This window comes from Lachnoclostridium sp., from assembly GCF_031997925.1.
Lineage (GTDB): Bacteria > Bacillota > Clostridia > Lachnospirales > Lachnospiraceae > Lachnoclostridium.
Genome location: NZ_DAMADT010000017.1, coordinates 24,703 through 50,685, shown reverse-complemented (window position 1 = coordinate 50,685; position 25,983 = coordinate 24,703). Strand labels below are relative to the sequence as shown.

At 36.4% G+C, this 25,983-nt stretch carries 21 protein-coding genes; 18 read left to right on the top strand and 3 right to left on the bottom strand.

The genetic code is table 11. The features are described from left to right. Positions 1–9 precede the first annotated feature (9 nt). The 11 genes from RTP52_RS12015 to RTP52_RS11965 all read left to right on the top strand — a co-directional run bounded on the left by RTP52_RS12015 (position 10) and on the right by RTP52_RS11965 (position 16,250). A complete protein-coding gene (locus RTP52_RS12015; RefSeq protein WP_312371579.1) occupies positions 10–1,479 on the top strand; it encodes a hypothetical protein in 1,470 nt (489 codons plus the stop codon). After that, positions 1,476–2,138 carry a YIP1 family protein gene (locus tag RTP52_RS12010; RefSeq protein ID WP_312371577.1) on the top strand — a complete coding sequence of 221 codons (663 nt, stop codon included), beginning with the start codon at positions 1,476–1,478 and terminating at the stop codon, positions 2,136–2,138. Before RTP52_RS12015 ends, RTP52_RS12010 begins: the two co-directional genes overlap by 4 nt. Before the next feature lie 29 nt (positions 2,139–2,167). After that, positions 2,168–4,780: a DUF5696 domain-containing protein gene (locus RTP52_RS12005; protein WP_312371574.1), complete on the top strand. Its 2,613-nt coding sequence runs from the start codon at positions 2,168–2,170 to the stop codon at positions 4,778–4,780. Then, positions 4,781–5,701 (top strand): carbohydrate ABC transporter permease, encoded by a 921-nt coding sequence (locus RTP52_RS12000; protein WP_312371571.1) that lies wholly within the window; start codon positions 4,781–4,783, stop codon positions 5,699–5,701. Continuing rightward, positions 5,694–6,707 carry a carbohydrate ABC transporter permease gene (locus RTP52_RS11995; protein WP_312102029.1) on the top strand — a complete coding sequence of 338 codons (1,014 nt, stop codon included), beginning with the start codon at positions 5,694–5,696 and terminating at the stop codon, positions 6,705–6,707. Before RTP52_RS12000 ends, RTP52_RS11995 begins: the two co-directional genes overlap by 8 nt. A 66-nt stretch (positions 6,708–6,773) precedes the next feature. Next, positions 6,774–8,192 carry an ABC transporter substrate-binding protein gene (locus tag RTP52_RS11990; RefSeq protein ID WP_312371567.1) on the top strand — a complete coding sequence of 473 codons (1,419 nt, stop codon included), beginning with the start codon at positions 6,774–6,776 and terminating at the stop codon, positions 8,190–8,192. 338 nt (positions 8,193–8,530) lie between these two features. Continuing rightward, positions 8,531–10,423 (top strand): endo-1,4-beta-xylanase, encoded by a 1,893-nt coding sequence (locus RTP52_RS11985; RefSeq protein WP_312371565.1) that lies wholly within the window; start codon positions 8,531–8,533, stop codon positions 10,421–10,423. A 165-nt stretch (positions 10,424–10,588) separates the two neighbouring features. Beyond that, positions 10,589–11,554 carry an endo-1,4-beta-xylanase gene (locus tag RTP52_RS11980; protein ID WP_312371562.1) on the top strand — a complete coding sequence of 322 codons (966 nt, stop codon included), beginning with the start codon at positions 10,589–10,591 and terminating at the stop codon, positions 11,552–11,554. Positions 11,555–11,566: 12 nt separating this feature from the next. Continuing rightward, the gene (locus RTP52_RS11975; RefSeq protein WP_312371560.1) at positions 11,567–13,720 is read left to right on the top strand and encodes a glycoside hydrolase family 3 C-terminal domain-containing protein; all 2,154 of its coding nucleotides are present in this window, start codon (positions 11,567–11,569) and stop codon (positions 13,718–13,720) included. 205 nt (positions 13,721–13,925) lie between these two features. After that, positions 13,926–14,636, top strand: a complete 711-nt coding sequence (locus RTP52_RS11970; RefSeq protein ID WP_312105505.1) for an ABC transporter ATP-binding protein — start codon at positions 13,926–13,928, stop codon at positions 14,634–14,636. Positions 14,637–14,663: 27 nt separating this feature from the next. Beyond that, positions 14,664–16,250: a putative ABC transporter permease subunit gene (locus RTP52_RS11965; RefSeq protein WP_312371557.1), complete on the top strand. Its 1,587-nt coding sequence runs from the start codon at positions 14,664–14,666 to the stop codon at positions 16,248–16,250. A 67-nt stretch (positions 16,251–16,317) separates the two neighbouring features. On the opposite strand, the gene argH is transcribed toward RTP52_RS11965, so the two are convergent. Beyond that, entirely contained in the window at positions 16,318–17,706 is a 1,389-nt protein-coding gene (argH, locus tag RTP52_RS11960) for an argininosuccinate lyase (RefSeq protein WP_312371555.1), read from the bottom strand. 169 nt (positions 17,707–17,875) lie between these two features. Between argH and RTP52_RS11955 the strand changes: the two genes are divergently transcribed. The 5 genes from RTP52_RS11955 (at position 17,876) to eno (ending at position 24,087) form a co-directional block, all read left to right on the top strand. After that, complete coding sequence (locus RTP52_RS11955) at positions 17,876–18,508, top strand: CBS domain-containing protein (protein ID WP_312105499.1); 633 nt, start codon at positions 17,876–17,878, stop codon at positions 18,506–18,508. Positions 18,509–18,783: 275 nt separating this feature from the next. After that, positions 18,784–19,695 carry a DUF2156 domain-containing protein gene (locus tag RTP52_RS11950; RefSeq protein WP_312371551.1) on the top strand — a complete coding sequence of 304 codons (912 nt, stop codon included), beginning with the start codon at positions 18,784–18,786 and terminating at the stop codon, positions 19,693–19,695. Positions 19,696–19,740: 45 nt separating this feature from the next. Further along, the gene (locus tag RTP52_RS11945; RefSeq protein WP_312105493.1) at positions 19,741–20,640 is read left to right on the top strand and encodes a GNAT family N-acetyltransferase; all 900 of its coding nucleotides are present in this window, start codon (positions 19,741–19,743) and stop codon (positions 20,638–20,640) included. Between the two features lie 194 nt (positions 20,641–20,834). Then, positions 20,835–22,334 carry a cell wall hydrolase gene (locus RTP52_RS11940; protein ID WP_312371548.1) on the top strand — a complete coding sequence of 500 codons (1,500 nt, stop codon included), beginning with the start codon at positions 20,835–20,837 and terminating at the stop codon, positions 22,332–22,334. A 439-nt stretch (positions 22,335–22,773) separates the two neighbouring features. Continuing rightward, complete coding sequence (gene eno / locus RTP52_RS11935; protein ID WP_312371546.1) at positions 22,774–24,087, top strand: phosphopyruvate hydratase; 1,314 nt, start codon at positions 22,774–22,776, stop codon at positions 24,085–24,087. A gap of 22 nt (positions 24,088–24,109) precedes the next feature. On the opposite strand, the gene RTP52_RS11930 is transcribed toward eno, so the two are convergent. Next, positions 24,110–24,313: a hypothetical protein gene (locus RTP52_RS11930; protein ID WP_312371544.1), complete on the bottom strand. Its 204-nt coding sequence runs from the start codon at positions 24,311–24,313 to the stop codon at positions 24,110–24,112. Between the two features lie 223 nt (positions 24,314–24,536). Here RTP52_RS11930 and RTP52_RS11925 point away from each other — a divergent pair, with 223 nt between their 5' ends. Beyond that, entirely contained in the window at positions 24,537–25,088 is a 552-nt protein-coding gene (locus RTP52_RS11925; RefSeq protein ID WP_312371542.1) for a TIGR01440 family protein, read from the top strand. Positions 25,089–25,132: 44 nt separating this feature from the next. Then, positions 25,133–25,573 carry an acyl-CoA thioesterase gene (locus tag RTP52_RS11920; RefSeq protein WP_312371540.1) on the top strand — a complete coding sequence of 147 codons (441 nt, stop codon included), beginning with the start codon at positions 25,133–25,135 and terminating at the stop codon, positions 25,571–25,573. 94 nt (positions 25,574–25,667) lie between these two features. Here the strand turns inward: RTP52_RS11920 and RTP52_RS11915 are convergent. Beyond that, on the bottom strand, positions 25,668–25,983 hold a 316-nt coding region (locus RTP52_RS11915; protein ID WP_312371538.1), incomplete at its 5' end, for a cation-translocating P-type ATPase C-terminal domain-containing protein.

The window sequence follows — 25,983 nt, the reverse complement described above, 5'->3', positions numbered from 1 at the left end:
GGAAAGAAGATGAGAAAATGGAAAGCATTCTTAGCTTGTTTTTTAATTGTGATTCTTCTTAGTCCTTCTGTAATAGTGAATGCAGAAGCTTCAAATTATACCTATACCTATGATTTTTGGGGACTCTATCAATCCTCACCGGATGCATATACTCCGATAGAGAATATCTCAGGATCAGCACTTGGTGTGGGAGATTTTAAGGATCCACAAGGACTATTTATTCGTGAGAATCGAATCTATGTCTGTGATTCAGGCAATAACCGAGTTGTAATACTTCGTTTTGAGAATGAAACTTATGAAGTTATCAAAGAAATTTCATCTGTCACAATCAATGGAGAAGAAAGTACCTTAAATAACCCAACCGATGTTTTTGAATCGGAGGATGGAGAGGTTTACATCAGTGATTGTAACAATCAGCGAATTCTTCATCTTAACCCAGATGGTAGCTATCAAAAGCAGATTACAAAGCCGACAGATGGAACGATATTAGAACAATCGGATTTCCTTCCAATTAAGCTTGTAGTGGATAAAGCGAAACGCATCTATGTGCAGGCTAAGAATGTCAACAAAGGTTTAATGGAATTTGATCATGTGGGTGATTTTACAGGGTATGTTGGTGCAAATAAAGTTCAAGTTAATTTTAAGGATTATCTATGGAAGATGATTTCTACGAAAGCACAGAGGGCACAGATGGAGTTATTTGTGCCAACAGAGTATAACAACGTGTGCCTGGATGAGGATGGATTTCTTTATGCTACAACTAGTACTTTTGATCAGGGAAACATAGAAAACGCAAATCCAATTAGACGATTAAATTCCATGGGGACTGATATTTTGGTTCGAAATGGCTGGTATAACCCAAATGGAGATGTGGACTTTGCAGATGCAGGTGGAATTAGTGGATGTTCCCGTTTTGTAGATGTAGCAACGATGGCATTTGATTCTTATTGTTGTTTAGACCGTGTCAGAGGAAGGATCTTTATGTATGATTTCCAAGGAAATCTACTGTATGCATTCGGTGGTCTAGGAAATAAACTTGGCTCTTTCCTTTATCCGGTAGCAATTGCAAGTATGGGGGAAAGACTCTTTGTGTTAGATTCCAGAGCGGGCAGCTTTACCAGATTTGATCTTACTGCTTATGGAAATTTAATAAATGCAGGTATCAAGGAGTATAAGCTAGGTGAATACGAGGCATCTTCGAATAGTTGGAGAGAAGTATTAAAACTCAATGGAAATTATGACTTGGCTTATATAGGTATAGGGAGAGCTCTTCTTAGACAAGGGGAATACAAAGAAGCGATGCAGTACTTTAAGGTTAAGAAAGATTTTGAAAACTATTCCAAAGCATTTCAGTTATACCGAAAGCAATGGATTGAGGAAAATATCGTTACCATATTACTGATCGTAGCTGTTATCATTATCGCACCAAAGACTGTCCGATTTGTAAAAAAAGTAAAGAAGGAGGTATTTGAGGAATGAATCTAGTACAACAGGTGAAATCCTATGATTGGCAGCGGCTTAAGAAAAGCCTCAAATATTCTTTTTATATAATCACGCATCCTTTCGATGGTTTTTGGGATTTAACCCATGAAAAAAGAGGTTCCATGGCAGCAGCAAATATATTATTACTTCTGCTTGCGTTATGCAGAGTATTCGAACTTCAGTACACCAGTTTTCTATTCATGACGGTACATTGGCAGTATATTAATATGTTGATTGAGGTTCTTGCAATTGTGCTACCAATCTTATTATGGTGTGTGGCAAATTGGAGTTTAACTACTCTTTTAGATGGAAAAGGGAAACTAAAAGAAATCTATATGGGGACGGTGTATGCCTTTACCCCTAAGATTCTCATTGGATATTCTCTCATCTTATTAAGTAATGTAATTACTTTAGAGGAAGGCGTACTGTATATGTATTTGCAGTACTTTGCAACTATTTGGTCGGTCTTTCTAGTAATTTCAGCGATGATGATGATTCATGATTATAGCTTTAGTAAGGCTATCCTATCTAGTCTTGCTACCATCGTTGGAGTCGGAGTAATCGTATTTATCTTCACCTTATTCTTTAGTTTAATCAGCGATGGTGTTGCATACTTTGTTTCACTCTACAAAGAAATTATATTTCGGTTAAGTTAACATAAAACAGAGAGGAGGGATGGACGCTGATGCGGGGAGAACAGTTAGAAAAGTGTTTAGGATACGGCAAATATATACAATTCTTTAGCGCGAAATATGGCATGTTAAAAAATTGTACACTAATGATTATATGTAGTTGTATACTTTTAGGATTAACAGGTTGTACTAAGGTAACAGTAAAGCTTGAAGATGTCATTCTTTATGGGTATGAGCCAACGAATGAGGCGGAAATCCTTGTTGAAAATGAATTTCTGGAGATGCACTTCCTTCCGGATACTGCTCAGTTTTATGTGGTAGAGAAAGAAACAGGGGATACTTGGTATTCTAACCCACAAGACGTTTTGGAAGATTCAATAGCAGACTCCGTAGGAAAACAAATACTTAATTCACAAATCACTTTACAATATAGTAATGGTGCTGGAAATACAGCAACCTTAAACAGCTGTGGTTACAGTGTAGATAAGGGCTTATATACTTATGAAAAGACAGAAACAGGAATTAAGGTCATGTATACCTTAGGTAACATTGAACGTACTTATCTGATTCCGGTTTCCGTTCCAGAATCTCGTATGAGCATCTTCCTTGAGAAGATGGATAAGAGTGCAAAACGAAAGATTGATGAATATTATCGCTGCTATGATCTTTCTAAATTAAGAGCAACGGACAATCGTGCAGAGTTAATAAAGAAATATCCGGACTTAGAAAACGAAAGAGTTTATGTTCTCAGAGATACTGTTCAGTCTTACTTAAAGGTTCAAATTGAAGATTTATTTGCTTCGCTTGGTTATACCGAAGCAGACTACGAACAAGATATTGCTCGGTATGAAAAACAGGAAAAAATAGATAAACCAATCTTTAATGTAACGATTGAATATCGCTTAGACGGAAAAGATTTTGTTGTAAATGTACCGTATGAAGAGATTCGTTACAAAAAAGAGTATCCTATTACGCAGCTTCGTATCTTACCTTACTTCGGAGCAGGAAGTACCAGTGAAGAAGGATTTTTATTCGTACCGGATGGAAGCGGTGCAATCATTAATTTTAATAACGGGAAATATACACAGAATGCTTATTATAATAGCGTATTCGGGTGGGATAGTGGTTTGAGCCGAAGTGCCATCATCAATGATAATAAAGCAATTTATCCGGTATTTGGAATTAGTAAGAATGGAAGTTCCTTCTTATGTGTGGTGGAAAATGGTTCTTCTTATGCTAATATTGAAGCTGATGTAAGCGGAAGATTAAACGGTTATAACTTTGTATTAGCACAGTATGCAATGATTCATGGTGAGACCATGGATATCTCTGCAAAGTCAGATAAGACTGTTATTTTATATGAAAATTCTCTTCCAAAAGAGACGATTACACAACGTTATATCTTTTGTAATAAACCAGATTATACAAGTATGGCAATCGCGTACCGAGAATACCTGATGGAACAGTACCCAATGCTACTGAAACAGGAGAGTAATTCGTTACCAGTTGTAGTAGAACTTTTGGGTGCGATTGATAAAGTACAGAAAAAATTTGGTCTTCCAATTGATTTGCCATTAGCGCTTACTACCTATAAAGAAGCAGCGCAAATCGTGGAGGAATTAGATTCTTTTGGATGGGAGCAGGTAAGTTACCGCTATAATGGCTGGTTTAACGGAGGAATCAAACACAGTGTTCCTTCTAAGGTAAAATTAATATCTGAACTAGGTAATAAAAAGAGTTTTAATCAATTGGTTTCTTTAATCAAGGAAAAAGAAGGTGAACTTTACTTAAACGGTGAATTTCAGCTAATGACAGAAAATAGTTGGTCTGATGGCTTTAGCCTCAATTCTGATGCTGCACGTTATATCAATCGAAAACGTATTGAAATCTATCCTTACAGCCCGATTTGGTACGGAGAAAGAAAGAGAAGTGGAATTCTATATTATCTGGCAAGGCCACAGTATACTAAGGAGCTGTTATCTTCCTATGAGGAAAAGGTGAATGACTTCGGTGTAAATGGAATTTCTCTTGGAAGCATCGGTCAGTCTCTGGGTGCTGATTACAATGAAAAGAAATTAGTCAGCAGAGAACAATCCATGGGAATGCAAGTGGATGAAATGAGAAGGATGAAGGAAAACGAGAACAAAATCTTAATTATGCAGGGAAACTCTTATGCAGCACCGTATGCAGATATTATTGTAGATTTACCACTGCGTTCACAGCAGATTGCTATCTTGGATGCTGAGATACCATTTTACCCAATTGCACTGCATGGTCTAGTTACCTATACAGGGCAAGCAATTAACTTAGCAGAAGATTATCAGACCAATCTTTTAAAGAGCATTGAAAATGGAGCAGCCCCTTATTTTATCTTTATGAAAGCTAGCACCGAAAAATTGCAGGAATCAGACTATATGAGATACTTCGGAACGGATTATTCCTTATGGAAAGAGGATGCAAATGGGATTTATCACAAATGGAAGGAAGACTTTAGCACAATCTACGATAAGTTTATCACAGGACATGAAATCATTACAAAAGGAGTTACTGTTACAACCTATGAGGATGGTACCAGAGCAGTAGTCAATTATAATGAGATACCTTATGTATATAAATCACATACGATAGCACCACAGGATTACTTGGTATTAAAGGGGGGCGAGTAGATGGAGAAGAAAAAGAAGCGTCGGAAAAGCTTAGCAACGAAAAATGCAATAGCTGGATACCTGTTTATATCACCTTTTCTCATCGGTTTATTTGCTTTTATGTTCATCCCTTTGCTAGAATCCTTGCGGATGTGTTTCTCTCAGGTAAATATCAATGTGGATGAACACAAGTTTTCTATGGTATTTTCAGGATTATCTAATTTTAAAAAGGTTTTCTTAGTAGATCCTGAATTTGTTAGATTGTTAGTGGATGAATTAATTCGAATGGTACTTGATGTGCCAGCAACGATTATTTTTAGCTTCTTTATTGCGGTTCTACTAAATCAAAAGTTTAAAGGCAGAGGGTTGGTTCGTTCGATCTTCTTCCTTCCAGTAATACTTTCCGCAGGTGTTATGGTAGGGCTTGAGACAAACAATACCTTATTGCAGGGAATGCAGGATGTGATCAAAGAATCGAATCAGATGAGCAGCAGTATCACTGGAGTACTAGAAAAAATTCTAGTGACCACCGGTGGCAGCTCCTCCGTGTTCATGGAATATGTATTTGGAATCGTAAACCATGTGTATGACATTGCGATTGCATCAGGTATTCAAATTATCATATTTCTGTCAGGATTACAGACGATTTCTCAAAGTATGTTTGAAGCTGCAAAAATTGAAGGAGCTACGGAGTGGGAGAGTTTTTGGAAGATTACAGTTCCAATGATTAGTTCCTTGATTCTAGTAAATGTCGTTTATACCATCATTGATTTCTTTATTCGAACAGATAATCAGGTTATGGAGAAAATCAGTGAGACGATGACACAGAAAATGGATTATGGCTTTACTACTGCGATGGCCTGGGTCTACTTCATGATTGTAATGGTAGTTATTGGGGTTGTTTCTGCCATCATTTCGAAGAGGGTATATTACTATGAGTAGAGAGAATGCGAAAATAAAAAGAATGAAATTGATAGAGTTTCTTGAACGAAACCGAAAATCAGAAGGTTATCTCTTAAAACGCACCTTGGGTAAGATGTTTTTAAGTATCTGTCGGGCATTGCTTCTCTTTGGACTTTGTTTTCTAATCCTTCAGCCTCTCCTTAATAAGCTCACGGTTAGTTTTATGGCAGAGAAGGATTTGTATGATGCGACAGTTATCAGCATCCCAAGAAATTTTACCACCTCAAATTATAAGTTAGTAAGTGAGTTAATTAAGTTTCCAAAGGCTCTTTTTACGACAGCAGGGATATCCTTCGCAATTGCGATGGTTCAGATTACAGCCTGTACGTTGGTTGGGTATGGATTTGCTAGATATAAATTCCCATTAAAGAACTTCTGGTTTCTATGTGTTATGTTAGTTATTATCGTTCCGCCACAGACTATCATGAGCTCCTTATATCTTCACTTTCGATTTTTTGACGTCTTTGGATTCTTTCGTACCATGAAAGGCGAGCCATTAAATCTATTAAATTCTGTGACACCATATTTTATGTTAGTGGGAACCTGCATGGGTTTAAAAAGTGGTTTGTATATCTTTATGATTCGTCAATATTTCCGTGGAGTACCAAAAGAATTAGAAGAGGCGGCTTATGTGGATGGCTGTGGTAGATTCAGAACGTTTATAAAGATCATGTTACCAGATGCAAAGCCAATCCTTACTTCTTGTTTCCTGTTCTCTTATGTATGGCAGTGGACAGATTCCTTTTATTCTAATTTGTTTTTAAGAAAATTAACCTTATTGCCAAGTGGACTTCGTTCGATTGCAGAACGTCTGAATGACTATGTTAAGAGAACTCAGGGAGAAGGCAACCTACCAACGATTGCATACCAACAATGTCTGATTGCAACAGGAATGTTAATGTGTATTGCACCATTGTTATTGCTTTATATCATTGCACAAAAAGGTTTTGTAGAGAGTTTAAGTCAGACTGGTATTAAAATGTAAGTTTGGTCACTAGGGGGAAAGGGCCCCATAGAACATAAACAAATTTATTATGAGGAGGTATTAGGAATGAAGAAATCAAGAAAATGGATGGCGTCTTTATTAGTGGCTGCAATGATGATGACCGTATTTGCAGGCTGCTCGAAAGCAAGTGAGACAACAGGGGATAAGGTGGAACCTACACAGACGACAGTACCAACGACAGCACCAACCGCGACTCCAGAACCGACAGAGGAACCTGCAAGAAATCTTGGAGGAATTGAAGTAGTTATCGGTAACTGGTGGGCAAATTCAGATGATTTTACACCATCTACTACATATGAGGAAGAATTAGTTGCTTACCGTCAGGAAATACAGAAAAAATATAACTTTACCATTAAAGAAAAGAACATCGGCGGATGGGGTGAGATACAGGAGTTGTGTTCTACTTCTATTATGGCGGGAACACCAGAGGCACAGGTATTTGTACTTGACTCCTCTTTTGCAGCTGCTTTGTTAAGCCAGGGATTATTCTATCCTGTTAATGAACTTCCAAGTTTTGATTTTACACAGGATAAGTGGAATAAGTTAGTAACAGATGCTATGACCTTCAATGGTAAGACTTATGGCTTTGCTACAACTTATGAGCCAAGAGCTGGTGTATTCTTTAACAAGAGATTATTCACAGAAGCTGGTATTGATCCAAATCTTCCATATGATTTACAAAAAGATGGAAAATGGGATTGGGCAGCATTTAAGGATCTTTGCGCTAAGTTAACTCGTGATATCGATGGAGATGGTACCAAAGATACCTATGCATTGGCATCCTTTGAAAAAAATTTCTATTCCGCTTGTATCTATAGTAACGATGCAAAATACGTTGGTAAGGATGAAAAAGGTATGTTTTACAATGCAACAAATGAACCTAACTTCTTAGAAGCACTTCAGTTTGGCACGGGCTTATATGATGAAGGTTATATGATGCCACAACCAGAAGGCAGTGAGTGGAACTGGTTCGAAGCAACATTCCATGATGGTAAGGCAGCTATGCGTGTTGCAGAAGAGTATATCAAGGGAAGCTTAAGTAGCATGGAAGATGATTGGGGCTTTGTAACCTTCCCACTTGGAACCCATGGAAAGACTTCTTGTGCATACCGCGAAAATATCCTAGTTATTCCATCTTGTTATGATGCAGAAACAGCGGATAAGATTGCATTTGCTTACAATCTCTGGACAAATCCAGTTCCAGGTTATGAAGAGGAAGAAAGCTGGAAGTTATCTGCTTATTCTCAGTATAGAGATGAAAGAGCAGTAGATGAAACCTTAACAATGATGAGATCCGGTGAAAACGGTGTATTGCTTTTGGAATCTTATGTTGCAGGCTTAGAGACTGGTGATATTTGCTATGGTTTAGGTGTTAGTGCTGCTACTGCAGCTGAAAAGGTCGAATCGGTTCAGCAGTCTTGGGGTGCTTTAATTGCCGATGCAAACGCTGCAATGAATAAATAAAGCACAATAACTTAGATCAGAACTTCTAGATAAATCCATCTGCTATGGGGTGGCCAGTGGTTTAGATAGAATTTGAGATGAAATCTACCAGGCACATGCCAAGTGAAATCTTGCATCCTTGGCATCTGCCCTGGTACTACCTTGATTTATATTGTAGTGGTACATGTAATATTTGTAGAAGTACGAAAGGAGATAGTGTGAAGAGAATTTCTAAGGCGCCTAAAGACGCCACCTAAGAAGCTCAAAACTTCACATTGAGCAGGCATGGTTACAAGTTTAACACACGAATTTGTGCTGTCGCCCAAATTCGCAGGATTGCGACAGTATGGAGGAGTTATATGAAAAAAAAAATATATGGTTTGTTTTTAATGGTACTGCTCTCCTTGAGTATGGTAGGATGTAGTCATGATCAGAAGAAGTCAGAAATTACAAATTCGGAAAATACTACGACAGATATAAAAGAAGGAACAAAAGAAGGAACAAAAGAAGGAACAAAAGAAGGAACAGAAGAAGGAACAAAAGAAGGAACAAAAGAAGGAACAGAAGAAGAGGACAGCCAAAATACAAAGATAGAAACTAGAAAGGAAACTAGTGAGGAAGCCAAATCGGATGCTTCCCAAGATGATAATAAAACCGTTACTAATCAAAAGCAAGAAACTACAGTAAGTAAAGAAAAAAGTGAAAACGCTCCTAAAGTGGTAGAAGAGTTAGTGTATTCCGAGAATTTTGAGAAAACAGAATTTCTCTTTATGCCAAGAGGAGGGGAAGTAGTAGAAAAAACAAGTGAAGTGTTTCATACGGGAAATGCTTCCTTACATTGTAGTAAGCGTACGCAGACATGGAATGGTCCTAGTATTGACTTAACACAAACACTGAAGGTCAATCAGAAGTATAAAATTAAAGCGTATGTGAAATATGGGGATATTTCCGGTCAAAAAAGGCTGTATGCCAAAGTAGAGCAAAATGATAGTAACTATTTAAACTTTGGTTCTGTACTAGCAAACAAAGGAGAATGGGCGTTATTAGAAGGTAACATACAGATTCCACCGGGAACTAATAAAGTAAAACTATATTTTGAATCAGAATATAATACATCTGCAACCCCAGATGATTTACTAGATATATATATAGATGATATTGAAATTTATGAAGTTAGAGTAGTGGGTGATAATGCAAATCTTCCAAAACTTTGTGAAATTTACAAAGAGGATTTTAAAGTCGGAGTTGCATTAATGGACTTTGAATTAAAAGATGAGCGAAGAGTTAACTTAATTACGACTCAGTTTAATAGTATTACGATGGGAAATGAGATGAAGCCAGAGAACATTTTAGATTATAAAACCTGTAGCAGTGATGTAAAGAAATATATGACTGAGCCAGCACTGAATTTTTCAAAGCTTGATTTAGGAATGAAGTTTGCGAAAGAGCATCAGTTATCCATGAGAGGACATACCTTATTATGGCATCAGCAAACACCGCGTTGGTTTTTCACTAAGAATTATTCAAGAGATCCGAATGCACCGCTTGCTTCTAAGGAAATCATGACAAAGCGTTTGGAGAGTTACATGAAGCAAGTGTTAACCTATTGTAATACAAACTATCCAGGTATCATCTATGCCTGGGATGTGGTAAATGAAGCAATTAATGTTGAGGATGGGATCAAAGGTGGATATCGTAGTAAGGATAGCTATTGGTATCAAATTTTTGGTAGCGAATACATAGAATTAGCATTTACTTACGCAAGAAAGTATGCGGAAGAGGGAGTTTCTCTTTTCTATAACGATTATAACTGTTTTGAAAAATCAAAATTATTTGCAATCTATACCATGGCAGAAGATTTAGTGAAGAAAGGTATCTTAGATGGAATCGGAATGCAAAGTCATATCAAGATGGACTATCCTTCGATGACTGACTATGAATATGCAATTAAGAAATACGCTTCTCTAGGTGTGGAAGTACAAATCACAGAGTTAGATATTGACCTTGCCGGTAATTCATTAGAAGACCTTACAAAGCTAGGAACCAGATATAAAAAGCTGTTTTCTTTATATCAAAGCCTGAAAGAAACAAAGCAAGCCAATATTACCAGTGTTACTGTGTGGGGTCTTAGTGATGATTACTCATGGTTGAATGGAGATAAGAGAAAGTATCCGCTTTTCTTTGACGATAATCTGTTACCAAAAGCAGCATTCTATGGAGCTTGTCTTGATGAGAGTATCCCGCTTTACTAGGATTATATCAAAGAAGTTTATGTAAATGAAATTATATAGTTTATGTAAAAAGTTTTGTAAATAAAGTATGGTTAAAAAATGGAGGTAATTTAGAAAACAATGCAGATGGTTTCTTCAAGTTTTAACTACTAAATATTACAAGAAGATGAAAATAAAGGAGTCAAGATGGAGATCTTAAAGGAAAAATATAAAGATTATTTCCTTATTGGGGCAGCAGTGAACGCTTCAACGATAAGGACACATGGAGAGTTAATAAAGAATCATTTTAACTCTGTGACATGCGAAAATGAGATGAAGTTTTCTAATCTTTGTCACAGAGAGAAGGATTATCAGTTCGATAAGGCAGACACTATTGTACAATTTGCAAAAGATCATGAACTGAAAATGAGAATGCACACCTTAGTGTGGCACAACCAAGTTCCTGAATGGGTATTTTTAGATACCACGAAGGAGGGGTTAGAAGAAAGATTATCAAACCATATCCATACGCTGGGTAAGCGATATGGGACGTATTGTTATAGTGTAGATGTAGTTAATGAAGCAATAGAAGATAAATCAGATGGATTTTTAAGAGAATCCAAATGGTTTCAGGGATTAGGAAATGATTATATAGAAAGGGCATTTCTCCTTGCGAAGCAAGAGATGCCAGAGGTTAAGCTATTTTATAACGATTATAATGAGACTAATCCAATGAAGCGGGATAAAATCTTTAAACTAATCAAGGAACTAAAAGAGAAAGGGATTCCTGTAGACGGTATTGGAATGCAATGCCATATCAATATCTATCATTCTTCCATGGATGAATTAAAGGAGGCAATTGAAAAGTATTTATCGCTTGGAGTATCGCTTGAGATTACAGAAATGGATGTATCTATGTTTCGATATGAAGACAGGTCAGAAATCTTAAAACCAACGATGGAACAGTATAAAGCACAAGCCAGAGTTTACAAAGAGTGCTTTCAGATATTTAGAGAATATAAAAATGATATCACCTCTGTAACCCTATGGGGAGTTACGGATGATGTTAGCTGGTTGAACCATTTTCCAGTAAGCAATCGTAGGAACTGGCCATTACTGTTTGATGAGATGATGAAGCCAAAAGAAGCATTTTATGAAATTATGAATTTTTAGGAGGAGCCTATCATGACAGCAGAGAAGACACAACAAGAGTTTAAACAACGTGCAAAAGAACTTGTAATGAAAATGACACTAGAGGAAAAGGTTTTTCAAACCTTACATTCTGCTCCTGCAATACCAAGACTAGGCATTAAGGCATACAATTATTGGAACGAAGCACTACATGGAGTAGCAAGAGCTGGCGTAGCCACAGTTTTTCCACAAGCAATAGGTTTAGCGGCAACATTTGATGAAGATTTAATCGAAGAGATTGCAGATACTATATCTACCGAGGGAAGAGGTAAGTTTCATGCACAACAAAAATATGGCGATCACGATATCTACAAAGGTTTGACCTTCTGGTCACCAAATGTGAATATCTTTCGTGATCCACGCTGGGGACGTGGACATGAGACCTTCGGGGAAGACCCATTCTTAAGTGGCACCCTAGGAGGACGTTTTGTCGACGGTATCCAAGGGCATGATGAAACCTATTTAAAAGCTGCTGCATGTGCAAAGCATTTTGCAGTTCATTCTGGACCAGAAGATCTTCGCCATAGTTTCAATGCCGAAGTTTCGGAGAAGGATTTGCGTGAAACATATCTACCAGCCTTTAAGAAACTTGTAAAAGAGCATAAAGTGGAAGCAGTTATGGGAGCTTACAATCGTACGAATGGAGAACCATGCTGTGGAAGTAAGACACTGTTAGAAGATATCTTACGCGGAGAATGGGAGTTTGAAGGTCATGTAACTTCAGATTGTTGGGCAATTAAAGATTTTCACGAGCACCATATGGTTACTTCAAATGCAGTAGAGTCAGTTGCACTGGCAATGAATCGTGGTTGCGATTTGAACTGTGGAAATCTCTATGTTAATTTACTACAAGCTGTAAGAGATGGTTTGGTGGAAGAAGAGACAATTGATACTGCACTTATACGTCTTTTTACAACAAGAATGAAACTTGGATTATTTGATAATGAAGAAATGATTCCGTTTAACACAATTACATATGATCATGTCGATACGAAGTCAAGTAAAGAGCTTAATATCAAAGCATCCAAAAAGTGTGTTGTGTTATTAAAAAATGGGGATAATATATTACCTCTTAACCCAAAGAAACTTACCTCTATCGGAGTTATTGGACCTAATGCGAATAACCGAAATGCTTTGGTGGGTAATTACGAAGGTACAGCCTCAGAATACATTACTGTATTAGAGGGCATTAAGCAAGTAGTTCCGGAAGATGTTAGAGTATACTTCTCGGAAGGCTGCCATTTATTTAAAAATAAAATGTCTAATTTAAGCCAGGAAAATGATCGTATTGCTGAGGTTCGTGCAGTCTGTGAACATAGCGATGTCGTGATAGCTTGCTTAGGGCTTGATCCAGGTTTAGAAGGAGAAGAAGGCGATCAGGGAAATCAGTTTGCCAGCGGAGATAAAAAGACACTAGCCCTTCCAGGAATTCAAGAAGATATTTTAAAAACAATTTATGAATGTGGTAAGCCTGTTATTTTAATTCTTCTCTCTGGTAGTGCTTTGGCAGTGCCATGGGCAGATGAACATATTCCAGCTATACTACAGGGCTGGTATCCTGGAGCACAAGGTGGTAGAGCAATTGCAGAGTTGATTTTTGGAGAAGGAAATCCAGAAGGAAAGCTTCCTGTAACATTCTATCATACGACGGAGGAATTACCTGAGTTTACCGATTACTCTATGAAAAACCGTACGTATCGTTATATGAAGAATGAGGCACTCTATCCATTTGGATATGGCTTAAGCTATACTACCTTTGAGCATACGTTACTTTATGTTAATACGGATACTCTAAGGAAAGGTTCTAACGTACAGTGTATGGTAAGGGTAAAAAATACTGGTGATTATGAAGGCGCGGTGACAACACAAGCATATGTGAAATATTTAGGAGAAGATGCGCCAAATTGTCAGCTAAAAGGTCTTAAAAAAGTGAACTTACACCCTGGAGAAGAAAAAGATGTTTTAATTGAGTTAACGGATAATGCCTTTGGTTTATATAATGAGGAAGGTGAGTTTATCTTAAATCAAGGGGATTATGAGTTATATCTAGGCGATTCACAACCAGATACTAGAAGTGTTCAGTTGACTGGTAAGATGCCAATTAAAATAGACGTTCATGTACCAGAATCGGTTTCACTTGGTGAGTAGAGAAGGATAAGTACCTTGGTCGCAAAGCTACCAGCATAGGCTCAAAAAAATCAATAGGCGTGTTCCAGCATTTAGGGACACGTCTGTTTTGTCTATTAAAAATTACTTGACAATAAAAGTCAGTTATAATATAGTATAATCAATATTTAGATAGTTATCTAAATGATGAAAAATGTAGAATATCGTATAAAGAGAGGAGTGTACTATGCTTACAATAAAAAATTATTCAAAGATTTATAAAGGAAATAAGAAAGCAGTAGATAATCTAAGCCTTACAGTTGAGGCAGGTGATATCTATGGATTTATTGGACACAATGGTGCTGGTAAAACGACAACCTTACGTGCTGTGGTTGGAGTTCTTGATTTTGAAGAGGGAGATATCTTAATTGACGGTGTATCGATAACGAAGGACCCAGTTGGATGTAAAAAGAAGATGGCATACATACCAGATAATCCAGATTTGTATGAGCATCTTACGGGTATTGCATATCTTAATTTTATCGGGGATCTATTCGAAGTTGAAAAGAAAGAGAGAGAGAATCGTATCAAGATGTATGGAGATATGTTTGAGATTACCGGGAATTTTGGGGATGCTATTGCTTCCTATTCTCATGGTATGAAACAAAAACTTGCGATTATCTCAGCATTAATCCATGAGCCAAAATTGATGATATTAGATGAGCCTTTTGTTGGTCTAGATCCAAAAGCAGCTCACCAGTTAAAACAGGTTATGGCACAAATGTGCCAAAACGGAAGTGCCATATTCTTCTCCACTCATGTTCTTGAAGTAGCAGAGAAAATGTGTAATAAAATTGCAATTATTAAAGGTGGTAAATTGATAGCTTCTGGTACGACAAGCGAGGTTAAGGGAAATCAAAGTCTCGAGGAAGTATTTATGGAGCTTATCGAGGAATAAGCCATTTGTGCAAGATTGGAGGAAGTTATGAGACAGGTGTGGACGCTTACAAGAATGCAACTTGGTTCTGCATTCGAATTTTTAAATATGAAGCGAAGCAAAAATCTAAAGAAAAATATCAGTGTCACAACGGTTTTAGTTCTTGGATTTTTATTGTTTGCTTTTTTATCTGGAACTTATAGTTTTATCATGGGAATGGCACTAAAGTCAATGAATGAACTTGAAGTTTTACCTGGATTATTTATGGCTGTGACTTGCCTTATGATTTTAATTACTTCGATATATAAGGTAAAGGGAGTTCTATTTGGATTTAGAGATTATGATATTGTTATGTCATTACCAGTGAAATCGTGGGTCGTAGTGGCAAGCCGTTTAATGTTACTCTATTTAATTAATATGGTGTTTGTGGCAGCATTATTAGTACCTAATTATATTATCTATGGTATTATGGCAAAGCCATCCCCAGCATTTTATGTATTATCTATGATATCTTTGCTTTTTATTCCAATCATTCCAATCATCATAGCATCGATACTTGGGGTTATCATAGCGGTAATATCTGCGGGATTTAAGTATGGCAATGCAATCCATACCATCATGATGTTTGTCGGGACATTACTCATTGTTGTGTTTAGTTTTCAGATGCAGAGTGAAAGCCAGATTGCGGAATTTGGTACATTAATGCGAGATCAGATGGTAAAAGTATATCCGTTAGCTGTTTGGTATCTAAAAGGAATTATTCAGTATGATCTCCTGTCCTATGCTGCTTTTCTGGCTGTTTCATTTCTAGCTATGATAGTGTTCTCCTTTATAGTTGGTCGATACTTTAAATGGATGAATACTGTAATGAGTGCGAGAAAAACAACATCGAAGTATCAAGTGAAGGAATTAAAGAAAAGTGGACAGTTAAAAGCGTTGTATCAAAAAGAAGCAAAACGTTATTTCTCATGTACAATCTATTTGTTAAACACATCAATGGGATTAGTTCTAATGCTATTTGGAGTAATTGCTATGATGTTTTTTAAATCGGAACAGATAGAACAGATGCTTAATATTCCAGAAGCAGCAGGGATGTTAAAGGAAATGGTACCTTATGTAATGAGTTTAATGGTAGGTTTGGTGGCTATCACAGCCTCTTCCATATCATTAGAGGGAAAGAACATCTGGATATTAAAATCTGCACCAGTGGCAGCGAAAACTATTCTAGGAGCAAAGATTATTTTTAGTTTATCGATAACAATACCAGTTTGTATTATAACTTCATTGCTTGCTGGATTTGGTTTAAAGATGGGAGCTTTAGACTTACTTTTGACAATAGCATTACCAATCTCATATTGCTATCTAACAGCGGTATTTGGCCTTGTGATTAATCTAAAGTTACCTATGCTGGAATGGAAAAATGAAACTGTTGTTGTGAAACAAAGTGCAGCCTCCATGATAGGATCATTAAGCAGTTTCCTTACTGCTGGTATACCATTAGCATTGTTATTTACTGTAGCTAGTAATAACGTGATGGCATTAGGTTATGGAACTTTGGCTGTTGTGTTACTTTTATCAGGATTTTTACAAGGTTATCTTAATAAGAATGGTGCAAAACTCATAGCGCGATTATAGTTAAAGTAACTTTTAAGCAGGGAGAAATTCTCCCTGCTTGAGAACCTAGACAAAGCCCCCTTATCTCCTAGGAAAGAGAAGGATAATTTTCTAAATACTTACCACTTGCCATAATCACATTGTTCATAGCATCAACACCAGGTCCACCAATGGTATTTCTCTTCTCCACACAAGTTTTTAAAGAAATAGCATCATAAATATCTTCTTTAAAGACTGGAGAGATAGCTTGTAACTCGGTAAGACTAAGGTCCTCTATCGAACAGTTTTTCTCGATACAGGTTAGAACTAAGTGACCGATGATACCATGAGCATCACGAAATGCTACGCCATGATTTACAAGATAGTCTGCGGCGTCGGTAGCATTGGTAAAACCAAGAACTGCACTTGATTTCATTGTATCACGGTTGAATTTCATAGTACGAATCATTCCGGTAAATAAGGAGAGACAGCCCTTCACTGTGTCAATTGCATCAAAGGTTAATTCTTTGTCTTCTTGCATATCTTTGTGATAGGCAAGAGGTAAACCTTTCATCGTAGTTAATAAAGACATCAAGGCTCCATACACTCGGCCAGTTTTTCCACGAACTAATTCTGCTATGTCTGGGTTCTTCTTTTGAGGCATAATACTACTTCCTGTTGAGTAGGCATCATCAATCTCTACAAACCGATATTCATTCGTATTCCAGATGATTATTTCCTCACTAAAACGACTTAGGTGCATCATAATAGTAGAAAGTGCACTGAGTAGTTCGATGAGATAATCACGATCGGATACAGAATCCATGCTATTTCTAGTAGGTTCCGTAAACGAGAGTAACGAAGCAGTGTAATCACGGTCTAATGGATAAGTAGTTCCTGCAAGTGCTCCAGCACCTAATGGGCAAGTATTCATTCGATTAAATATATCACTTAAGCGATCACGGTCTCTTCGAAACATCTCAAAATAAGCGCTCATATGATGGGAGAGTGTAATAGGTTGTGCTTTCTGTAAATGGGTAAAACCAGGCATATATGTCTCAGTATGTTCTTTCATTAAGGAAAATAATTCGAAAAGAAGCTCTCTTAATAATTCGTCAAGAATTGTAATTTCATCTCGTGTATATAACTTCATATCAAGAGCCACTTGATCATTACGACTTCTTCCAGTATGAAGCTTTTTCCCTATTTCTCCGATACGGGAGATTAAATGAGCTTCCACAAAACTATGGATATCTTCATAAGTACTATCTATTACAAGGCTACCAGATTCGATGTCATCACGAATACCATTGAGACCATCAATAATTTTATTTTTTTCTTCGTCATTTAAGATTCCTTGTTTTGCAAGCATGGTCACATGTGCAATACTTCCACGGATATCCTGTACATAAAACTTCTGATCAAAGGAGATCGAAGCATTAAAATTATGTACCAGTTGGTTAGTTTCTTTTGTGAATCTACCGCCCCATAATTTCATATTGGTTCCCTCACTTCTTCATCTTTTTTGTGTTTTATAGTAGCTCCTTTTTAAGCTAATTGCAAGTTCATCTTGCATTTTTGGTGTAAAATCATTATAATTCAAGACAAGGAAAGCAAACATATGTTGCTTCTTTTTGGTCCCATAACATATCAAGGGAGGAATCGATATGAAAGTAAAAGCAATTATGATACCATTGAAAGAGTTAAAATGCATCAGTGTAGACAATACCATTGGAGAGGCCTTAGAAACAATTGAAGCACATCAGCTATTATCTATGCCTGTTGTGGATCACAATAAATTCATTGGGGCTTTATCGAAACAACATGTTTATGAAAATTATTTCCGTGAATTTACTGGAACGAAAGAGGAGTTCTTAGAACGTAAGGTTCGTGAGATGATGAGAACCAAAATGGTAACAATCTCTGAACATACCTCAATAGAAGAAGCGGCAGCCATCTTCATCGCTAGCAAATTCCGTTTTATTCCTGTAGTAGGTAAACAAGAGGAGTTATTAGGAATTGTAACACAACAAGCGATATTTAAAGAATATCAAAAACTTTTTGGCGATAATTTTGATACATTTACAATTTACACCTATGATTATAAAGGAACCCTGGCAAAAATAGCAGAGACTATAGCTAAAAATGATGGTAATATTAAGAACATTGTAGTAATTAATACCGAAACATTAGGGTTACAGGAATTGTTTGTAAGAGTAGAATGTGATGATTTTGATAATATTATTAAAGCTTTAACGAAGAGAGGTTTTGACGTTCGTGTGAACAAACAAAGCAAGTAAAGCTTTTTTAAAATTTGCCGCTTTTTCTTCCAGATGCAATTTTTATATTCTGGAAGAAAAATGCGGCTTTCTTCATGAATTTGTTAGTAGTTGCTACGACATTTTTTTTAGAATTTGAATACAATAATAATGTGTATAAAAACGAATCATACAGAATAATGTCTTGATTACTAAAGGTAAACGTTTTGTATAAGTAAAGAATCATAAAACAACTTTGTTTACTATTAAAAAAATTAATTATTGATTTTATACAAGGCGTATAGATAAAAATTAAAATGAAACGAAAGAAAGGATTAGATATGATACCATTTAGAACATTAGAATTAACCGATAGGGAATGGATAGAGGAGTGTCTTAAAAAATCAGATTTAATGGGAGCTGAATATTCCTTCTCGAATAATTTCCTATGGGCAAAGCAGTATAATTTATTATGTGCCAACGTGAATGGCTTTTATTGTACCTTAGGGGGATTTGGAATAATGCGCACCTATGGATACCCTACAGGGGAAGGAAATCTAAAAGAAGTAGTAGAACTATTAATAGAAGACGCAAAAGAACGTGGTCTAAAATTTGAATTGAGAGGTATTCCGGAAGATAAATTAACGGAACTGAAAAGTTTGTTTCCAGAACAATTTGATTATATCTCTGTACGTGATGAGGCAGACTATGTTTATTTGACAGAGAGATTGTCAACACTAGCAGGTAAGAAGTTACATGGTAAACGAAATCATATTGCTCGTTTTAAAGATAATCCAAGTTGGGTTTATGAACCAATGACAATGGAAAATATTGAGGATTGTAAAAATATGAGTAAGAAATGGTGCGAACTTTATCATTGCAGAGAGGATATTAATCTCGTACATGAATCCTGTGCAGTAAAGACAGCTTTTCATTACTTTAATGAGCTTAAGCTTGTTGGAGGCTTGCTTCGTTTAGATGGTGAAGTGGTTGCATTTTCAATGGGGGAAGCTTTGAATAGTAATACATTTATTGTTCATATAGAAAAGGCATATTCTCATATCCAAGGTGCATATCCTATGATAAATCAACAATTTGTATTGCATGAATGTCAAGATTATGAGTATGTTAACCGTGAAGATGACATGGGAGATGAGGGGCTAAGAAAAGCGAAATTATCCTATTATCCAGACATAATTTTGGAAAAATACAAAGCAGTTTTAAAATAAACGAATGATATAAGTTTAAGTTAAGGAAAGTGAAGGAGAGGTAACTTGATTACATTAGCAACGAAGGAAATGATGCCGCAATTAAAAAAGATGTGGCAGATTTGCTTTCAAGATGAAATATCCTATGTGGATTTCTATTATGATAATCGATTTAAAGAAGAGAATACTTACGTGTACAAGAAAGGGGAAGAAATCTTAGGAATGCTTACCCTACTTCCTGCATCGTATCGATATGCCGATGATGAAACCCTGCCTATTCACTATGTTTATGCTGTAGCTACCTTGCCAAAAGCAAGAAATCAAGGCATAGCATCGGATTTACTAGAAGAAGCAAGTCGGACAAGCGAAGGAAAGTATAGTGCAGGAACGATTCTTGTACCAGCAAGCAAGGAGCTATTCTCTTATTACGAAAGACGTGGTTATCAAACCATATATTTTAAAAAACAATTATATTTTAAAGCTGCAGCTGAGCACATGCTTACTGCTGCGTCTATAAAAGCTGAGAACGTCAGAGTTCATGAGGTATCTCTTGCTTATGAACGTAGCTATGAGAAAAATGATATTCTTCCAGAAGAATATAAGCAGCTTCGTGATTTCTATTTTGACCGACCAGGTTATGTAAAATGGAATCTGGAAGCAATTACCTATGCTGTAAAAGAAGCTAGGTTTGTAGGAGGTAAAGTACTTAAACTAACAGTTGACAATCACTCCTATGCTATTATGTATTATAAAAAAAATAATCAATTAGTGATGAAAGAAACAACGTTACCAGAAGATCTGATTGCTGATGCAATTGCTTATCTGATGAAAGAGGAAGAATGTCTGGAGGCAATTGTAACAGTTCCATCTTATTATGCATTTGAAGGTGAACTTCAGCCATATGCAATGGTTCGTTTAAATACAGATGCTTATGCAAATGGTTATTTTAACTTGGCCCTAGACTAACTTTTTTATGGTTGGAAGATTAAGAGAATCCTTGAAAATACTGTAGTCTGTACCAAAGGTTGACAAAACTTCATTTCGTTGGTATAATTCCATTGTAATATTTTTGTAATAATTATGAGATAGTTCATTCATTATGGCGTTACAAATGTAACAATTAGTCCATAATAGAAAACATCGAAAGGAATTAGACGAATATGAAAGCAAAAACAAGGGTTTCAGTGATACTTGTGATGTTAGTATGTTTCTTTGCTATGCTAGTGATAACAGACACTACCTGCTACAGCATAGGTACTACTTATGATGATGATTCACAGATTGCTGAAACAAATACTTCGGATGATGAAGCAAATCAATTAGAGCTTGCGAAATCAAAAGAGGATGAATTTGCGAATATGGACAAAATTGAATTGTTCTCTTTAGAAGCTGAGGATAACAGTTCAGATGACTTAATAGCTTCCAATCATACCAATGATACAAAGGAAACAAGTAAAAGAAATGAAACGAAATCCAATAGTGCATTGGATTCCAATGTTACATTGAAAAAGGATTTAGAACAAAAAGTTGTTAAAGATAATTTAGAACAAAAAGCAATACAAGAGAATCTAGAACAAAAAGCAATACAAGAGAATCTAGAACAAAACGCGATACAAGAGAATTTAGAGCAAAAGGCTGTAGAAGAAAATGTAAAAGCGAGAGCATTTGCATACAGCGAGGAAGAAAACGTTGCAGATACAAGTATTAACTCAGAGGAAGAAATTGCTACATTCAGTATGACAAAAGCGTTACCGGAGTATGAGAAAGTACTTCCGAAAGTAAATGAATATTTGAACATACGTAGTGAAGCCGAATCAGATGCAACGGTTGTTGGTCAATTAAATAAGAATTCTTACGCAACCATCGTAGAGCGCGGAGAAGAATGGACGAAGATAACCTCAGGTAAGGTTACCGGATATGCAAGTAATCAGTACTTATATTTTGATGAAGAGGCAAGAAATCTTGTAACAGAACTAAAGGCTGACCAAATTGTTATTACACCTCGTTCAGTTAATATAAGAAAAGCTCCCAATTTAACAGGAGAAATCTTAACGGAAGCAAATAATGAGGATAGTTTTGTTCATGTATCTGAAGAAGACACTAACGAATGGTATGCGATCCAATATAATGATAGCCAAGTAAGCTATGTTAGCAAAGATTTATCCAAGTCTGTGTTCAATTTAAAAACAGCGACTACAAAGGAAGAGATTGAAGAAGCTAAAAAAACAACACAGATAGCAAAAGAATTAGAAGAAGCAAAAAAGCATAAACCTTCTAAAACTAATCGTGCTGCAATAAAAGTGTCCGACGAAGAGATCATGCTTCTTGCTACAGTAGTAGCGATGGAAGCGAATGGAGAATCTTATGAAGGTCAGTTGGCGGTAGCGAATGTTGTAGTTAACCGAATGCTCGATGGTTATTGGGGAAAAACAATTCATGACGTTGTATACGCACCAGGACAATTTTCCGGAGCGAATTCAGGACGTGTAGAAAAGTATAGATCGAAAGTTACCGAAAGCTGTAAAAAAGCTGCGATAGAAGCACTTGCTGGTAACAACAACATTGGCGATTATAAATATTTCATGATGAAAAACAGAGCAAAAACTTCAAGCTATAAAAAATATTACATTTTAGGCAGTCACTGCTTTTATTCAAGATAAATGTCAGTCGTATATACGAATGTATGAGTCGAAACTCATGATTCAATCGTTTTAATATACGAATGATACCCATAGGGGTGTTGCATAACTCATTACCTTACTTATGAGTTGCAACACTCCTTTTTTCGGTTCTTTGTCAAGTCTTGGGGTGTGATTGCTCGGTATTCCTATAGAAATGATAGGAATATTTTGACGTTTTTGGTAATAAGTATTGATGTTTAAAATGTAAATGATATACTATTTATAATAATACTAGTATAGATACGCATAGTTATGGTTATAAATGAGGTAGAGAGTTTGTGTTAATAAGGAAAGATTGTTGGAAGACAATTTTTCAAAGAGCAGTTGTTTTCACAAATTATATGCCTATACAATACAAGTTACTAAATTATTCCTGCAACCCAAAGTTTGCAGGCTATGGAAAGGTATGGTGAATAGTATGAAAAAACTATTAAGTATTGAAAAAGTAAAAGGTAGAGAAATCTTGGACTCCAGAGGAAATCCAACAGTGGAGGCCGAAGTTATTTTAACTGATGGCAGTGTAGGTATGGCTGCTGCGCCTTCTGGTGCATCTACAGGCGCATTTGAGGCAGTAGAATTAAGAGATGGAGATAAAGGGCGTTATCTTGGTAATGGCGTATTAAATGCAGTAGAACACGTAACGAACGAACTATCAGAAGCAGTCTGTGGAAGAAACCCATTAAATCAAGTTGAGATTGATGCTGCGATGATTGATGCGGATGGTACAGATAACAAGGGAAAGCTTGGTGCTAATGCAATTCTTGCAGTTTCTCTTGCAACGGCAAAAGCTGCAGCAACTGCTGTTTCCCTACCATTATATCAATATCTTGGCGGTACTAATGCAAGAACGCTTCCAGTACCTATGATGAATATCATTAATGGTGGTAAGCATGCAGATTCTAGTTTAAACATTCAAGAATTTATGATTATGCCAGTAGGTGCTAAAAGCTTCTCAGAAGCCTTAGAGCATAGTACAACTGTATTTCATACCTTAAAGAAGTTATTAAAAGCAGATGGTTATATCACTGCTGTAGGTGATGAGGGTGGATTTGCACCGAAGTTTAATTCGGACGAACAAGCTCTTCAGTATATTGTAGAAGCGATTAAAAAAGCAGGATTTGAACCAGGTTCCGATTTCTATATTGCAATGGATGCTGCGGCTACTGAGATGTATGATGAAGCAAAGAAAATTGGAAAAGAAGGAAACTATCTGTTCTGGAAGTCTGGAGAGTTAAAGACTGTAGATGAGATGATTGATTATTGGGAGAATCTATGTAATAAATATCCTATTCTTTCATTAGAAGATGGTTTAGCAGAAGAAGATTGGGAAGGTTGGAAGAAGTTAACCGAGCGTCTTGGATCACGTATACAGCTTGTTGGAGATGATTTATTTGTTACTAACACAAACCGTATTTCAAAGGGAATTAAGGAAGGTGTATCAAATTCTGTATTAATTAAATTTAATCAGATTGGTTCTTTGACTGAAACTTTAAATGCGATTGAAATGACAAAGAATCAAGGTTGGACAGCAATCGTTTCTCATCGTTCCGGTGAGACGGAAGATACTACAATTGCAGATATTGCGGTTGCTACGAACGCTGGTCAGATTAAGACTGGAGCACCTTCTAGAAGTGATCGTGTTGCAAAATATAATCAATTACTTAGAATTGAACAAGAATTAGGTCAGGCAGCTATTTATCCTGGGAAAAAAGCATTCAAAGTTTTAAAATAAAGTTTTATCAAAATAGGAGGAGTTAAATCCCTCCTATTTTTAATGGTACCGATGGTAAGTATTCATAAAATTTAATGATGTTTCCGCTGACCATATGTACCATACTTTTGTTGCATAAGATCGGATCACAGACATATGCCATGTTATCGTATAAAGAATGAGCTTCACCATAGGTAATGTCATATGGTAGCAATGGTTCATAGGTGTTTAATTTTGTATTCTCCATAAAGACCTCGTATCGATTTGTGTAATGTGATAGCCGAATTTACAGCAAGGTAACTAAAATCGTTTTCTAAGATAATCGTAATCGATACGATTTCCATTGTCAAGCTTATTCTCCTGTGTAAATGGTACCACTTCCAGATACCACTTATATTTACTCTTTTCCCTTTTCAATCGCTAATTATTGGGTTATAATAATGAAAACAACATAGAAAGGTCGGATTTTAGTGATAGAAGAGATAAAGAAAAATGCCGAACAAGCTGTGATAGAATTGATTGATATTGCAGGTTTAAAAGAAAAAGACTTGTTAGTTGTTGGATGTTCCTCTAGTGAGATAGTAGGAAAGAAGATAGGGACAAGTGGTGCAATGGCTACAGCAGAAGCTATATACAATGCGATAGCTCCTATTCTTTCAAAGCATGGAATCTATTTAGCAGCACAATGCTGCGAGCACCTAAATCGCGCCTTAATTCTTGAAGAGGAAGCAGCAACTTATTATGGATATGATGTTGTGAGTGTAGTACCTAGGCCACATGCTGGGGGCTCTTTTGCTACTACAGTATATGAGAATATGAACTCACCTGTAGCAGTGGAAGAGATCAGAGCGAATGCTGGAATGGATATTGGTAATACTTTAATTGGAATGCATTTAAAACGAGTTGCGGTTCCAGTTCGTCTTAGTGTTACTAAGATAGGGGAGGCAAATCTAGTGTGTGCTAGAACAAGACCAAAATTTATCGGTGGAGAACGAGCAGTCTATCGGGGCGAACAGCGGTAAGAGGAATATTCCAAAGAAGAGCTATTAGGTCAGGAGGTAAAAGAGTGAAAGAAGACATAAAAGCTTATCAACATAAAGTACAATACTATGAAACAGATCAGATGGGAATCGTTCATCACTCGAATTATATTCGATGGTTTGAGGAAGCAAGAACCGATTTGCTAGAGCAGGTTGGCTTTACTTATCAGAAAATGGAAGAGTGTGGTGTGATAATACCAGTAATTGGTGTAAACTGTGAATATAAATCAATGGTAAGATTTAATGATATTGTTACGATTTTTCCAAGAGTAACGGAATTTAATGGTGTTAAGCTAACGGTAGCGTACCAAATTACCGACGTAGCTACGGGAAAATTATGTACCGTAGGAGAAACAAAACATTGTTTCTTAAATTCGGAGTATAAAATGTTTCGTTTAGCAAAAGAAAAGCTTGAAGTTTATCAGACATTTAAGGATTTGCTAGAATTAGGTGTAAAGAAGGCTTAAATATAATTAAAATGCGTGAACCAGCAAGTTTATTAGTAAAATGACAAGAGCACTTTACTTAGAAACTTGCCAGGTTCACGCTATTTTTAACAAATCACGCCCTATTGGATACAGCTTTTTGTAATTCTATGATAATAATTGGAATGATGGAAAGAATGGACACAATCACCCACTGGAACGGCAACATTGGTGTAACCTTAAAAATTTTCGCAAAAGGCTCGTAGGAAACAACTGCGATTTGCAAAAAGGAGCATACAAGGAAAGAAATCACCATTTGTTTATTCCGAAGTAGTCCAATCTTAAAGATAGAGTGCTCACTTCTCATGTTAAAAGCATGAAAGAGTTGTGAAAGGCTTAATACGGTAAATGCCATTGTTCTTCCACCTAATGTATAAGCAACAAGAGCAAGC